Annotated in this window: 15 protein-coding genes; 10 read left to right on the top strand and 5 right to left on the bottom strand. The window is 72.8% G+C overall.

Annotation, left to right across the window (positions count from 1 at the left end; genetic code table 11):
* Positions 1-5: 5 nt before the first annotated feature.
* The gene (locus tag ACSNN8_RS10725) at positions 6-833 is read right to left on the bottom strand and encodes a UbiA family prenyltransferase (protein ID WP_436648500.1); all 828 of its coding nucleotides are present in this window, start codon (positions 831-833) and stop codon (positions 6-8) included.
* Between the two features lie 46 nt (positions 834-879).
* Here ACSNN8_RS10725 and ACSNN8_RS10720 point away from each other — a divergent pair, with 46 nt between their 5' ends.
* From ACSNN8_RS10720 to ACSNN8_RS10705, 4 genes are read left to right on the top strand one after another with little or no spacing between them, the layout of a single operon-like run.
* Positions 880-1,605 carry a methyltransferase domain-containing protein gene (locus ACSNN8_RS10720; protein WP_436648499.1) on the top strand — a complete coding sequence of 242 codons (726 nt, stop codon included), beginning with the start codon at positions 880-882 and terminating at the stop codon, positions 1,603-1,605.
* Complete coding sequence (locus ACSNN8_RS10715) at positions 1,602-2,756, top strand: acyl-CoA dehydrogenase family protein (RefSeq protein ID WP_436648498.1); 1,155 nt, start codon at positions 1,602-1,604, stop codon at positions 2,754-2,756. The genes ACSNN8_RS10720 and ACSNN8_RS10715 overlap by 4 nt, the downstream gene beginning before the upstream one ends.
* 49 nt (positions 2,757-2,805) lie before the next feature.
* Entirely contained in the window at positions 2,806-3,873 is a 1,068-nt protein-coding gene (locus tag ACSNN8_RS10710) for a type III polyketide synthase (RefSeq protein WP_436648497.1), read from the top strand.
* Entirely contained in the window at positions 3,870-4,325 is a 456-nt protein-coding gene (locus ACSNN8_RS10705) for a DUF6023 family protein (protein ID WP_436648496.1), read from the top strand. Before ACSNN8_RS10710 ends, ACSNN8_RS10705 begins: the two co-directional genes overlap by 4 nt.
* A gap of 83 nt (positions 4,326-4,408) precedes the next feature.
* On the opposite strand, the gene ACSNN8_RS10700 is transcribed toward ACSNN8_RS10705, so the two are convergent.
* Positions 4,409-5,179, bottom strand: coding sequence for a hypothetical protein (locus ACSNN8_RS10700; RefSeq protein WP_436648495.1), 771 nt, complete (start codon positions 5,177-5,179; stop codon positions 4,409-4,411).
* Positions 5,180-5,515: 336 nt separating this feature from the next.
* Between ACSNN8_RS10700 and ACSNN8_RS10695 the strand changes: the two genes are divergently transcribed.
* From ACSNN8_RS10695 to ACSNN8_RS10680, 4 genes are all read left to right on the top strand, one after another.
* Complete coding sequence (locus ACSNN8_RS10695) at positions 5,516-6,001, top strand: CarD family transcriptional regulator (RefSeq protein ID WP_030443670.1); 486 nt, start codon at positions 5,516-5,518, stop codon at positions 5,999-6,001.
* A 49-nt stretch (positions 6,002-6,050) separates the two neighbouring features.
* Positions 6,051-6,758: a 2-C-methyl-D-erythritol 4-phosphate cytidylyltransferase gene (gene ispD, locus ACSNN8_RS10690; protein ID WP_436648494.1), complete on the top strand. Its 708-nt coding sequence runs from the start codon at positions 6,051-6,053 to the stop codon at positions 6,756-6,758.
* Complete coding sequence (ispF, locus tag ACSNN8_RS10685) at positions 6,755-7,228, top strand: 2-C-methyl-D-erythritol 2,4-cyclodiphosphate synthase (RefSeq protein WP_436648493.1); 474 nt, start codon at positions 6,755-6,757, stop codon at positions 7,226-7,228. The genes ispD and ispF overlap by 4 nt, the downstream gene beginning before the upstream one ends.
* Before the next feature lie 70 nt (positions 7,229-7,298).
* Positions 7,299-8,462 carry a tetratricopeptide repeat protein gene (locus tag ACSNN8_RS10680; protein WP_436648492.1) on the top strand — a complete coding sequence of 388 codons (1,164 nt, stop codon included), beginning with the start codon at positions 7,299-7,301 and terminating at the stop codon, positions 8,460-8,462.
* A 43-nt stretch (positions 8,463-8,505) separates the two neighbouring features.
* Here ACSNN8_RS10680 and ACSNN8_RS10675 read toward each other — a convergent pair whose 3' ends face one another.
* Complete coding sequence (locus ACSNN8_RS10675) at positions 8,506-9,687, bottom strand: ROK family transcriptional regulator (RefSeq protein ID WP_436648491.1); 1,182 nt, start codon at positions 9,685-9,687, stop codon at positions 8,506-8,508.
* Between the two features lie 179 nt (positions 9,688-9,866).
* Between ACSNN8_RS10675 and ACSNN8_RS10670 the strand changes: the two genes are divergently transcribed.
* Positions 9,867-11,066: a chitosanase gene (locus ACSNN8_RS10670; protein ID WP_436648490.1), complete on the top strand. Its 1,200-nt coding sequence runs from the start codon at positions 9,867-9,869 to the stop codon at positions 11,064-11,066.
* A 53-nt stretch (positions 11,067-11,119) separates the two neighbouring features.
* Here the strand turns inward: ACSNN8_RS10670 and ACSNN8_RS10665 are convergent, their stop codons facing one another.
* Positions 11,120-11,701 (bottom strand): hypothetical protein, encoded by a 582-nt coding sequence (locus ACSNN8_RS10665; protein ID WP_436648489.1) that lies wholly within the window; start codon positions 11,699-11,701, stop codon positions 11,120-11,122.
* Positions 11,702-11,884: 183 nt separating this feature from the next.
* On the opposite strand from ACSNN8_RS10665, the gene ACSNN8_RS10660 reads away from it, so the two are divergent.
* Positions 11,885-12,565 carry a hypothetical protein gene (locus ACSNN8_RS10660; protein WP_436648488.1) on the top strand — a complete coding sequence of 227 codons (681 nt, stop codon included), beginning with the start codon at positions 11,885-11,887 and terminating at the stop codon, positions 12,563-12,565.
* On the opposite strand, the gene ACSNN8_RS10655 is transcribed toward ACSNN8_RS10660, so the two are convergent.
* Positions 12,562-13,470: an IS5 family transposase gene (locus ACSNN8_RS10655; protein WP_436649504.1), complete on the bottom strand. Its 909-nt coding sequence runs from the start codon at positions 13,468-13,470 to the stop codon at positions 12,562-12,564. The genes ACSNN8_RS10660 and ACSNN8_RS10655 overlap by 4 nt on opposite strands.
* Between the last annotated feature and the right edge of the window lie 6 nt (positions 13,471-13,476).

The raw sequence follows: 13,476 nt of genomic DNA, 5'->3' as shown, positions 1-13,476 counted from the left end.
TCCATTCACACCACCCGACCGCTGAAGATCAGCAGCAGAACGTCGATCAGCGCCACGACGATCACGGCGCGGAACATGGCCACCGCCCGTCCCTGCGCGCGCCTGGTGGCGTACCAGCCGAGGGGAAGGACCACGACGGAGGCCGCGGCGGCGGCCCAGCCCGGCCACGACGGACGCCCGTCCGGCCCGAAGACCAGCGTGAGGGTCGCGGCGAGAAGCAGCAGCGCGGCCGCGATCGAGGAACCGGTGGCGCCGAGCCGGTGCGGCAGACCGCGTACGCCCGTGGCCGCGTCGTCGGCGAGGTCGGGCAGCACGTTGGCGAAGTGCGCGCCCCCGCCCAGCAGCGCCCCCGCCGCGACCAGCCAGGCCGGGGGCGCCGGATGGCCGGGCAGCGCCACCACGACGAACGCGGGCAGCAGGCCGAACGCCACCAGGTAGGGCACGACCGAGAACACCGTGGACTTCAGCGGCCAGTCGTAGAGCAGCGCGAACACGCCGACCAGCGTGATCAGCAGGGTGGGCAGGAGGCCGAACGGCAGCCCGAGCAGCGGGATCGCGAGCGCGGCGAGCAGGCCGGCGACCCCGACCGTACGGCGGGAGACCGCGCCGCTCGCGACGGGCTTGTCCGAGCGCCCGGTCGCCCGGTCGCGGTCCGCGTCGAGCCAGTCGTTGACCCAGCCCACGGCCAGCTGGGTCGCGCCCACCGCGGCGAACACCCCGAGGATCGCCCAGCCCCGGTGGCCCACCCCGACGGCGAGCAGCGTCATCGCCAGCGTGACGGCTCCGCCGGGCTCGGGGTGGGATGACTTGATCACAGCTGACGCTCGGGACATGCGAGCAGTGTGGCGGGTGTGCCGGATGCATGCCACGCTCGATCACATGCCGTCGATGCCGCGTAACGATCCGCGTCAGTACGACGACTTGGCCGACCAGTGGTGGCGGCCGGGCGGCGGCTTCGAGCTGCTGCACTGGCTGGCCGCGGCCCGCGCCCGGCTGATCCCGCCCGCGGCGTCCCCGGGCGCCGTGCTGGTCGACGCCGGGTGCGGCGGCGGGCTGCTGGCGCCGCACGTGGCCGGCAAGGGCTACACCCACGTCGGGGTCGACCTGGGCGCCCCGGGGCTGTCGCTGGCGGCCGCCCGCGGGATCCATCCGGTGCGCGGCGACGTCACCGCGCTGCCGCTGGCCACGGGCTCGGCCGAGGTGGTCGCGGCGGGCGAGATCCTCGAGCACGTCACCGACCTGCCGGCGACCGTGGCCGAGCTGTGCCGGGTGCTCAGGCCGGGCGGCCTGCTCGTGCTCGACACGGTCAACGACAACGCGCTCAGCCGCTTCGTGACGGTCACGCTGGGCGAGCGCCTCGGCCTGGCCCCTGCGGGGCTGCACGATCCCGCGCTCTTCGTCGACCCGCGCCGGCTGATCGCGGAGTGCGCGTCGCACGGCGTACGCCTCGAGGTGCGCGGCGCCCGCCCCAGCGTCGCCGGGCTCGTCCGCTGGCTGAGGCCGGCTCCGGCGCACAACGGCGGCCCGCTCGGCCGCATCGTCCCGACCCGCTCGACCGCCGTGCTCTATCAGGGCCGCGGGCACAAGGCAGAGGAGTCCGCATGATCTCAGAGGCCCGGCGGCTGGCGCCCCGGTTCGCGGCGCGGGCCGCGGCCCACGACCGGGACGGCAGCTTTCCCGCCGACGACTTCGCCGACCTGCGCGCCGCGGGCCTGTTCGGCCTGATGGCGCCCAAGCAGCTGGGCGGCGCGGGCGCGAGCTTCGCCGAGTACGCGGCCGTCGCGTACGAGCTGGCCCGCGGCAACGGCGCCACCGCGCTCATCTTCAACATGCACGCCTCGGTGACCGGCGCGCTGGCCGGCGTGACCGACGGGCTCGCCGACGCGCTGGGCCTGCCGCCCGAGGCGCTGCAGGCCCGCGACGACCACCTGCGGGCGGCGGCCGAGGGCAAGTGGTACGCGGTGGCGATGAGCGAGCGCGGCGCCGGCTCGCGGCTGTCGCAGCTCACCACGTCGTACGAGGCGGTCGACGGCGGCTACCGCATCCGCGGGTCCAAGACGTTCTGCTCGGGCGCGGGGCACGCGGACGCCTATCTGATCGCCGCGCGCAGCGCTGCCGACCCGTCGCAGGTCTCGCAGTTCCTCGTGCCGGCCGGCGACGGGCTGCGGGTGGAGCAGACGTGGGACGCGCTGGGCATGCGCGCGACCGGCTCGCACGACCTGCACGTCGACGTCGAGGTGCCGTCCGGCAGCCTGCTCGGCGGGGTCGAGGGCCTGGCGCTGGTCGTGGCCCAGCTCGCCCCGCACTGGATGGTGGCCAGCTACGCGGCCGTCTACGTGGGGGTGGCCCGCGCGGCGGTCGACGCGGCGGTCGAGCACGTCAACGAGCGCAAGCTCGGGCACCTGCCGGCCATCCGGTCGCGGATCGGGCGGGCCGACGCGGCGGTCGCGGCCGCTCACCTGGCGGTCATGGAGGCGGCCCGGCGCGTCGACGAGCAGCCCGGCGATGCCGAGACCAACCGCTGGGTGTGGCGGGCCAAGCTGCTCGCCGGCACGACGGCGGCCGAGGTGGCGGCGTCGATGCTGGAGGCCGCCGGCACGTCGGCCATGCGGCGCGGGCACCCACTGGAGCGGCTCTACCGGGACGCCCGGGCGGGCTCGTTGCAGCCGGCAACCAGTGATGTGTGTGCGGATTGGCTCGGGGTAGACGCTCTCGGAGGCGACGCGGACTCGGAGGGCTCGGCACCGCGCTGGTAACGGCTTTTTCTTTTTTCAGGGCGGCGGGGTTCAGGCCGGGGAGGCACAAGTGAATCGCAACGCGACCATCGCAGGGCTGGGCACGGCTCTGCCTCCGCGCGCCGTCCAGGACGATCTGTGGGACGGCTACTTCGAGCGGCACTACGCCGCTTCCGCCTCCAGGCGGGCGCTCGCGAAGCGCATCTTCGCGAACTCCGGGGTGCGCACCCGGCAGGCGGCGGTCAGCCCGCTGCTCGAGGACGTCTCGGAGTGGACGACCGAGCAGCGGATGCGCCGCTACCAGGTGGAGGCCGTGCCGCTGGGCAAGGAGGCGGTGGGCCGCGCGCTGACCGACGCGGGGATCGCGGCGGACGAGCTCGGGCTGTTCGCCGTCTGCTCCTGCACCGGCTACGCCACCCCCGGGCTGGACATCCTGCTCGCCCGCGACCTGGGCATGTCGCCCAGCGTGCAGCGGCTGTTCGTGGGGCACATGGGCTGCTACGCGGCGCTGCCGGGGCTGGGCACCGTGTCCGACTTCGTGGTGGCGCGCGGCCGCCCGGCGCTGCTGCTGTGCGCCGAGCTGACCAGCCTGCACCTGCAGCCGGCGAGCGTCCGCGCGGACCTGCAGCAGATCGTGTCGCACGCGCTGTTCTCCGACGCGGCCGCCGCGGTCGTGGTCACCCCCGGCGGGCCCGGCTACGTGCTGCGCGACATCGCCGCCTCCACCGACACGACCACGGCCGACCACATGACCTGGGAGGTCACCGACCTGGGCTTCCGGATGGGGCTGTCGCCGCAGGTGCCGGCGGTGCTCGAGCTGCACGTCCGCAAGCTCGTCGACGACCTGCTGGGCCGGCACGGGCTGGGCATCGACGAGGTGGACGGCTGGGCCATCCACCCGGGTGGACCCAAGATCCTCGACGTGGTGCAGGAGCAGCTGGGGCTCGACGACGCCGCGCTCGCCGCTTCGCGAGAGGTGCTTTCGGCGTACGGGAACTGCTCGTCGCCCACCGTGCTGCTGGTGCTCGACGAGCTGCGCCGCCGGGCCTCGCCGCCGCGCCGGGTCGTGATGCTCGCGTTCGGCCCGGGGCTGACCCTCTACGGCACGCTGCTCGAGGCCTCTACAGTCACAGCGTGACGGCCGACCGGGGACGCATCCTCTACGTGGTTGCCGGCGCGGTGGTCGCCGCCGGCGCCACGTGGTGGTTCCTGGCGGCGCCGCCCGAGCAGGGCGACGGCGACCTCGCCCAATGGCGGGAATCCGTCGAGCAGCAGCTGCCCGACGACGGCGACCAGGAGGACGCGGGCACCCTCACCCTGCGGCCCGAGGCGGAGCACGACGTCGAGACGCCGGTCGGGACGACGGGCAAGTACCTGGTGTCGGTGATCTGCCGGGGCGGCCCGGGCACGACGGTACGGGTCAGCCTGAGCCCGGCCGGCAACGACTCGGGACTAGGCATGAGCTGCTCGGACTACCGGCCTCCGGACCGCTTCGAGGTCGGCCTGGCGGACATGATGCGCCTGCACGTCGTGGTCGGCGAGGAGGGGCCGGTCGTCTTCCGCTACTCGCTCCGGCGCGTCGACGGCTGACCGCGTCCGGCCTCGGAGCAGGGCAGGGCCGGCGCGGAATTGCTCGGCTGCCGGAGCCGGGCAAGGTCGGCGCGGAAGGGCTCTCAGAGCCGGGCCAGGTCCGCCCGGAAGTCCTCGACGGAGGCCGTGCGCGGGAACAGCCGCACGATCCGCGAGTTGCGGTCGACGAGCACGGCGGCGGCCGTGGTGTCGGGAGCGGTCAGGTGCAGGTGGGTGCGCAGGCTGCCGGTCGGGTCGTGGAGCACGCGTACGGTCTTGCCGTCCGGCGGCGGGTTCGCGCCGGTCGGCGGCGTCTTGGCCGTGGAGGCCGACGCGGTCGCGGCCGAGACGGCGACCACGGCGATCTCGGGGCCGACCGCGTCGATCGTGTCGGAGATCAGTGTGGCGCAGGGGCAGCCGTCCACGAGCAGGATGACCGCCGGCAGCCGCCCGCGCAGCGGGACCGTGCCGCCGTCGGGGCCGATCAGCTCGAGCGCGGGCAGGCTGGTGGCACGCTCGGGCGTGCTGGTGGCCGTGCGCTGGGTGGTGGGCTGGCGCGGCGGCCCGGGCCACGCCGAGGCGAACAGGCTGGCCACGGTGACCAGCACGGCCAGCGAGATGATCAGGACCGGGGCGCGCAGCGTGGTGGACGCGAGGCGGCGCAGCCGGCGCACGCCGGGGCGCCGGGCGAACCGCTGCCACCGCGTCGGCGGACCGGCCAGGCGCAGCTCGGCCCGGACCGCCTCGACCTCGTCGGAGAGCTCGGAGAGATCGTCGGGGATGACGATGACGCCCCACTCCTCGGGGAGCTCGGGCAGGTCGTCGGGCGAACCGCCATCCGACGACCATCCGCCGTTGTCGCTCGCACCAGCCATGACTCACCCTTCCCCCGGGCCGACCCAGTGAATCTTCGGTCGGGGACCTCGCATCCCAGCCTTCCTCACACGGGGGCCAACCGCCAGTAGGGCGCTCTTTCGGACCTTAGCGATAAGCTTGACCTCACAAACGCCGTAGGTGCGAAATATCCGACCCGTACGCCAATGCGGTCACATAGTCGTCACCCAGAGTTACTGAGTTGGCTGTTCGGCCGTCTGTCAAGCCGCAGAAACGCCCATCACAGGGCCCCTGAGCTGCACTAACAGTCAACGGCTGGGCAGGACATTGCTCCCTGAGCGTGTTACCCTAGACACAGCGAAAGGGGCTTCGAACCTATGGTTTTCAGTGTCGGCGAGACCGTTGTTTACCCCCACCACGGGGCCGCACTCATCGAGGCAATCGAAACAAGGGTCATCAAGGGCGAGGAGAAGCAGTACCTCGTTCTCCGCGTCGCCCAGGGCGATCTGACCGTGCGGGTGCCCGCTGAGAACGCCGAGATCGTCGGCGTGCGCGAGGTGGTTGGCGAGGAGGGCCTGGGCAAGGTCTTCGACGTCCTCCGTGCTCCGCACACCGAGGAGCCGACGAACTGGTCGCGGCGTTACAAGGCCAATCTCGAGAAGCTTGCTTCCGGTAACCCCCTCAAGGTTGCCGAGGTTGTGCGTGACCTCTGGCGTCGTGAGCGTGAGCGCGGGCTGTCGGCCGGCGAGAAGCGCATGCTCGCGAAGGCGCGCGACATCCTCGTCGGTGAGGTCGCTCTTGCAGAGAAGAGCACCAAGGACGAGGCCGAGGTGCTGCTCGACAAGGTCCTCACCGAGGCCTGATCTACCCACCTCCCAAGCACCAAAACGTGTGTTTGCACAGGACCGCGACGTGACCGCGAAGCTTAATGCCCGCGGTGACGTCGCGGTCCTGGTTCCGGCGGCAGGAGCCGGCCTGCGACTCGGCCCGGGCGGGCCCAAGGCTCTGCGTCTGCTCGCGGGCGAGCCGCTGCTCGTGCATGCGATCCGCCGGGTCGCGGCCTCGCCGTCGGTCCGTCTCATCGTGGTCGCCGCTCCCGCGGCCGAGGTCGAGGCGGTGCGCGCACTCCTGACGCCGGTCGCGCCGGTCACCGTGGTGGCCGGCGGGGCCGAGCGCCAGCAGTCCGTCGCGCTGGCCCTCGCGCAGGTGCCCGCTGACATCGGCATCGTGCTGGTGCACGACGCCGCCCGCGCCCTCACCCCGCCCGCCGTCATCGAGTCGGTGGCTGCGGCCGTACGCGAGGGGCGCCCCGCGGTCATCCCGGTGCTCCCGGTCGTCGACACCGTCAAAGAGGTGTCCGCCGACGACATCGTGCTCGGCACGGTCGACCGTTCCGTGCTGCGCAGCGTGCAGACCCCGCAGGGCTTCCGCCACGAGGTGCTCGCCGCCGCGCACGCGAGCGCCGCCGGCTCGCTCACCGACGACGCCGGCCTGGTCGAGAAGGCCGGGGTGCCGGTCGCCTGCGTCCCCGGCTCCGAGCTCGCCATGAAGATCACGCGACCCTTGGACCTGGTCCTCGCCGAGGCGCTGCTCCGCCTGCCCGATAGCCTGTCCGGGTGATCAACCAGCGGGTCGGCATCGGCACGGACGTGCACGCCTTCGCGCCGGATCGTCCCTGCTGGGTGGCCGGTCTGCTGTGGCCCGGCGAGGTGGGCCTGGCCGGCCATTCGGACGCCGACGTCGCCGCGCACGCCGCCTGCGACGCGCTGTTCGGCGCGGCCGGCCTCGGCGATCTGGGCAGCAATTTCGGCACGTCGCGCCCCGAGTGGGCGGGCGCCTCCGGTGTGGCGCTGCTCACCGAGACGGCCCGTCTGGTGCGGGCCGCGTCGTTCGAGGTCGTCAACGTCTCGATCCAGGTCATCGGCAACCACCCCAAGATCGGCAAGCGCCGGGCCGAGGCCCAGGAGGTCCTGTCCGCCGCCGTGGGCGCCCCCGTCACCGTCTCGGGCACCACGACGGACGGCCTCGGGCTGACCGGGCGGGGCGAGGGCCTGGCGGCCACGGCCGTGGCACTGCTCGCGCGGGCCTGACCTCGCGCATCGCGCGCCCGGCTGGTCACCCGGCAAGGCAGGGGTGGGCAGAAGCGCCTACGCTCGATTTGTGGCGGCCTCTCTTGAACCAGAAACCACGCCGGAGGAGTACCGGCAGCGCGCGCTTCTGCTCGCCGACCTCGGGCGCTACGACGAGGCGGCGCAGGAGATCGCGGCGGGGCTGGCGGCCTCGCCGGAGGAGCCCAGCCTGCTCGCGACGCTGGCCCGCATCCACCTGGCGGCCGACCAGCCGGGGGAGGCGCTGCGGGCGGCCGAGAAGGCGGTGGCGGCCGCGCCCGGCACGCTGACCGGCATGGTCGTACGGGCCATGGCGCTGACCGACTCCCAGAAGTACGGCGAGGCGGCCCGGGTGGCCACCACGATCATCGAGCAGTGGCCGGCCGACGCGTACGCGCAGCGGACCGGCGCCGCGTTGCTCAGCGAGTCGCGCAACGGGCAGGAGGCGCTGAACGCGGCGTGGAACGCGGTGCGGGTGGCGCCGGCCGAGGGTGAGGCGCATCTGGTGCTGGCGATGGTCGCGGCGCGCCTGCGGCTCTTCGATCTGGCCCAGAGGGCGTACTCGCAAGCCCTCGATCTCGACCCGGCGATCGGCGAGGCCCAGAGCGACGTGGGCATCGTGCGGTTCGAGCGCCGGCGGTGGGCCAGGGCGCTCGAGGCGCTGGCCGACGAGGCGACGCTGCCCGCGCGGACCGAGGACGACGCGGAGGACGGGGCGTATCCGTCGCCGTTCCCGCGGCCCTATCCGGCGCCCGACCGGCCGGAGACCGCCCCGGAGGAGCGCAGCTCGGGCAGCTGGGTGGACGAACCCGTGATCAGCCGGCCCAGCGGGCCCGTGCTCGACCCGTCGGAGCCGTCGGCCGGGGCGGTGCGGCGGTTCGTGCTGTACGGGGCGAACGCGACGCTGGTCGTGGGAGCTACCGCGGGGCTGATGACGCTGACCAACGACGGGATCTCGCGGGTGTGGGCCGGCATGATCGGCGTGCTGGTGTTCGTGGGCATCCTGGTCGCGCTGAGCCGGGCGCTGCCCGAGCCGGTGGCCGTGGCGCTCGGGCGGCTCCGCGCTCATGATCGAGCGCTCGCGGCCGCGGCGTACGTGGGTTTCCTGGCGCCGTTGGGCCTGCTGCTCTACGCCGTGATCGGCGGGGTCGTCGCGCTGGTGGCCACCATGGTGCTGGCCGCGCTCGCCGAACTGCTGGTCCTGACCAGACGCTGAGCCCGCCCGCCGCTTCGCGTGCGCTGCGGCTCGTGCGAGCCGGTCAGCTCTCGCGGATCGAGGCGATCAGCGCCTCGCGGACGGCGGTGAGGCCGGCGTCGAGCGCGCCGAGCAGCACGGCGTCGTCCTGGATCGCGGTCACGGCGATCGGGCTCTCCAGGGGCGCCGCGCGGCGGGCCGCGAAGGTCACCGCGGAGAGCAGCTTCGCGCCGCCCGCCTGGGCGATCGGGCCGGCGAGCACGACCAGGTAGGGATCGAGCACGGCGATCACGGCGGCCAGCCCGACGACGATGCGGTCGGCGAGCGCCATCAGGAAGTCGCCGCCGGTGGCCGGGTTCGCCGCCGCGGTGCGCACGACCTCCGCGGGGGTGTGGCCCGGAACGCCGTTGTCCCGGGCCAGCTCGAGGACCGCCGCGCCGCCGAACAGGTCCTGCAGGTCGAGCTTGCGGCTCGAGTGCTCGGGGGAGTGCAGCGGCATGTAGCCGATCTCGCCGGCGCCGCCGCGCGCGCCGCGCATCAGCTTGCCGCCGATGTCGATGGCCAGGCCGAGGCCCTCCTCGCTCAGCCAGAGCAGGGCGAACCCCTCGGCGTTGCGGCCCACGCCGCGCTGCCGCTCGGCGATCGCCGCCAGGTTGACGTCGTTGTCGACGCCGACGACGGTGCCGAGCTCGGCCGCCAGTTGGGGCACCAGACCCGTACGCCCGAAGCCCGGCACGTCCACGTGGCGGATCGTCCGGCTGTGCGGGTCGTAGGAACCGGCGACGCCGAACTGCACGTGGCGGATGCGCTCCGCCGGGACGCCGGACTCCTCGCGCAGCCGGTCGACGACCTCCACCAGGGCGGTGAGCGGGTCGGAGGTGAGGAAGTCGATGCGGGACTCGATGCGCCCGCGCACCGTGCCGGTGAGGTCGCAGAGGGCCGCGACCACCGACGGCGCGCCGCTGAGACCGATGTCGCGCACGGAGACGGCGGCCGCGTACGCCGCGTCGGGATCGGCGTTGTAGATCTCCGCGTTGGGCCCGGGCCGGCCGCTGTTGTGGCCCACGACCGTGATCAGACCGGCGTCGGTGAGCCGGCGCAGCACCTCGGAGATCGTCGGGGTGGACAGCGCCGTGAGCCTGCGCAGGTCGGCGCGCGTGAGCATGCCCGGATCCAGCAGGTGGGCCAGCGCCGCGCTCTCGTTCATGGCGCGCAGCAGCTTGGACGAACCGGCCAGACGGGTCACGGCGGCTCCCCAAATAGAAAACCTAGCTAACAGATCCCGGGGACGGTAGGCGGCCCGCCGGAGGCGTGTCAAGGCCGCCCTACTCATCGACCCCTGTTGATAAACCTACTTAACAGTTGTACCGTCACTCCTCGTCGCGCGCGCCATCCCCACGAAATCCCCCTCTTTCCAGGAGCGCCATGAAACGCGCAAGGAGAGCCCTGTACGCCGCCATCGCCGCGGCCGTCCCCGGAGCTGCCCTGATCTATGGGCTGCTGCCTGCCGAGGCCGCCACGGCCGGTCCGATCAAGGGCCTCGGCGGCAAATGCGCCGACGTCGCGGGCGGCAGCTCGGCCAACGGCACGGCCATTCAGCTGTACGACTGCAACGGCTCCACGGCTCAGCAGTGGACCGTCGGCAACGCCGACGGCAGCATCCGCGCCCTCGGCAAGTGCCTCGACGTGACCGCCGCGTCGACCGCCGACGGCGCCAAGATCCAGCTGTACGACTGCAACAACACCGGCGCCCAGAAGTGGTCGGTCAACGGCGGAAGTTTGGTCAATTCGGGCAGCGGGAAGTGCCTCGACGTCACCGGCCGCAACTCCGCCAACGGCACCCGGCTGCAGATCTGGACGTGCGCCAACTCGGCGAACCAGACTTGGACCCTGCCCGGCGGCGCCACACCGCCCTCGGCTCCTGTGGGGACCAATTTGGACAACCCGGCCAAGAAAGACGCCGCGATGCAGCTCGTGTCCGCGGCCGAGAACTCGTCGCTCGACTGGCGGGCGCAGTTCCGCTACATCGAGGACATCCGCGACGGGCGCGGCTACACGGCCGGCATCATCGGCTTCTGCTCGGGCACCGGCGACATGCTCGAGCTCGTGGAGGCGTACACCTCGGCGGTTCCCGACAACGTCCTGGCGAAGTACCTGCCCGCGTTGCGCTCGGTGAACGGCACGGCCTCGCACGCGGGCCTCGACCCGACGTTCACGGCCGATTGGCGTACGGCCGCGGCCGACCCCCGCTTCCAGGCCGCGCAGGAGGCCGAGCGCGACCGCGTGTACTTCAACCCGTCGGTGCGGGACGGCAGGAACGACGGCGTACGGGCTCTCGGCCAGTTCGCCTACTACGACGCGGCCGTGATGCACGGCTACGAGGGCATGCGCCAGATCCGCAGCCGCGCCCTGCAGCGGGCCAAGCCCCCCGCCCAGGGCGGCGACGAGCGCGCCTGGCTCACCGCCTTCCTGGACGAGCGCGTGATCGAGATGAAGAAGGAGGAGGCGCACTCGGACACGTCCCGTGTGGACACCGCGCAGCGCCGTTTCCTCGCCGCCGGCAACTTCGACCTGAACACGCCGCTGGAGTTCGCCGTCTACGGGGAGAGCTTCCGCATCGGCTGAGCGGTCGCCCGTTCCCGGGGCCGGGCCGTCCTGCGGTTCCGGCCCCGGGCCTCCTACAGCGCTCTGCCGGTGGGCGCCGCATCGCGCAGGGCCTGCGCCGCGGCTCGGCGGCGCCTGGTGCTCCGCATCGACAACGGGCCCACGACGGCCCAGAAGACCACGGCGAGCCACCACCACGGCCCGTTGAGGACCACGTTCAGCCCGGCCACGGCGAGCATCAGGACGAACACTGCGATCTCGAACGCCGGAGCCCCCGCACGGAGCCTATGGTCCAGCAGCCGGGAGACGGCGGGATGCAGCCGCGCGTCGTCGGGCCACCGTCCGGCCTCGACGCTGCGCATGACCGTGATCCGCTCCTCCGGGGTCAGGCTCCGGCCGTCGGCTCGGTGGAGTCGTCGCTCCTGGGCCCTGATGACAAGACCTATGGCGATCGCGAACAGCACGGCCGAAACTGCAGCGCCGACGATCTGACCAGCCGGGTCGGGGTCGTCGTCGGTCGCCCACGAGAAGACGAACATGGCCGCGCCGAACACCAGGCCGGCGATCGCCCCGCGCACCCACCAGGGGCGCCGCAGCCACCGGTGACTCCTCGCGATGCCGCGGCGCTGCCGTTCGTATTCATCCCCGTCAGTCATGGCCGCTCTCTTCCCGGCGGAAGACGATCACAACCCGCCTCGGCGCGGCGAGCGGCGGCCGGCGGGCGGGTCGGTTCGGCGGGCCGCGCGATCGGCGTTGCGGATCGCGAGGGGGTGTCATGGCGGCGGCCGGGGGTGGAGGCAGGGTCCGGCGGGCGGGGTGGGCTGAGTACCTTATCGGCCATGGTGGATCTCGTGATCGCTGTCGTCGCGGTCGTTGTGCTCGTGGGTGTGGCGATTCTGCTGGTGCGCGCCAAGCAGGTGGGGCGGGCCGGGATGGCGGTGGCGCTGGCGGTTGCGGTGGTGGCGGCGGGCGCGTTCGCGGTGTCGCTCTATCGCAGCCAGACGGGGGAGGAGCCGGACGAGGCGGCGCTGCCCAAGGTCATCGGGGCGTCGGCGCCGGCCCGGCAGGGGCTGGGTGCGGCGGTCCTCAAGATCGAGCTGCCGATGGGGTCGGGGGACAAGTATCCGCAGGCGGCGCTCTGGCTGCTGCCGCCGCGGCCGGGCACGGACGCGTACACGGGGGACGTCTCGCTGCTGTGCGCGACGCCGGGCAAGACCGAGAAGGTGCAGAACTGCACGGGTGGCGACCAGCGGGTGTGGAGCGCCGAGCCGCTGGCCGGGCGGGCGACGATCGGGCCGGCGACCGGTGATCCGTTCGCCGACCCGGCCGCGTGCGACGAGAGCAACGGCGTCGAGTATCGGACGGGCTACCTGCAGCTGACCGCCGGCAGCGCGTACTGCCTGCACAAGACCGGCGACGACAACCACCTGTTCGCCCTGCGTGTGCCTTCCTTCCCGACCGGCAAGCCGCTGCCGGCCCGCATCCTCGTGGAGCTGTCAGTGCTGGAGGCCCACGGCTAGGGCGCGTCTCGAAGTGCGTGTAGCCACTCGTTGATCGCGGTGATGTGCAGGGTGGCTTCGTAGCGGACGGCGAGTTTGTCGAAGCGGGTCGCGACTGCGCGGTGTCGTTTGAGGCGGTTGATGCCGCACTCGACGGCGTGGCGTTGCCGGTAGAGCTGAGCGTCGAACGCGGGTGGGCGCCCACCGCGTGAGCCTTTGGCCAAGCGGTGGGCGTCCTGGTCTGTCTTGCTCGGGATGCAGGCCCTAATCCCGCGTCGACGCAGGTAGCCCCGGTTCGCGCGTGAGGTGTAGGCCCGATCCGCCAGGACCAGGTCAGGGCGCACCCGTGGGCGGCCAGGCCCGCAGCGTGGCACCCGGATACCGGCGAGCACAGGCGCGAACTGCGGGCTGTCACCACGGTGGCCCGCGGTCAGCAGCATCGACAACGGCTTACCACCTTGCTCGCAGGCCAGATGCAACTTCGTGGTCCAGCCACCGCGTGAACGTCCTAGAGCATGATCGGTCGGCTCCGGTCTGACCCCGCCGGCGGGTTCACGCTGAACATCGCTACGGGCTCCGGCTGCGTGTTGATGGGCCCGGGCGATGGTCGAGTCCACGCTGACATCCCAGGTGATCAGACCAGCGGCATCCGCGCGGGCCTGCAGTCTGGTCACGATCTGCGCCCAGATCCCGGCGCGCTGCCAGCGCCGAAACACTGCATAGACCGCCTGCCACGAGCCGTAACAGTCTGGCACATCACGCCACGGCGCCCCCGTGCGTACTCGCCAGCGGATCCCGTCGATCAGTTGCCGTTTCGTCCATCGCGACGGCCGACCTGACCGCTTCGGCGCAGGCAGCAACGCCGCCAGCAGCGCCCACTGTGCGTCGGTCAGATCGAACCGCCTCGTCACCGCTAAGGTGGCCACGAGGTC

Origin of the sequence: Actinoplanes sp. URMC 104 (assembly GCF_051386375.1) — a bacterium.
In the GTDB taxonomy this organism is placed as follows: Bacteria; Actinomycetota; Actinomycetes; order Mycobacteriales; family Micromonosporaceae; genus Actinoplanes.
Note: the sequence above shows the minus strand (reverse complement) of the source record. Positions and strands in the feature narration are given on the sequence as shown.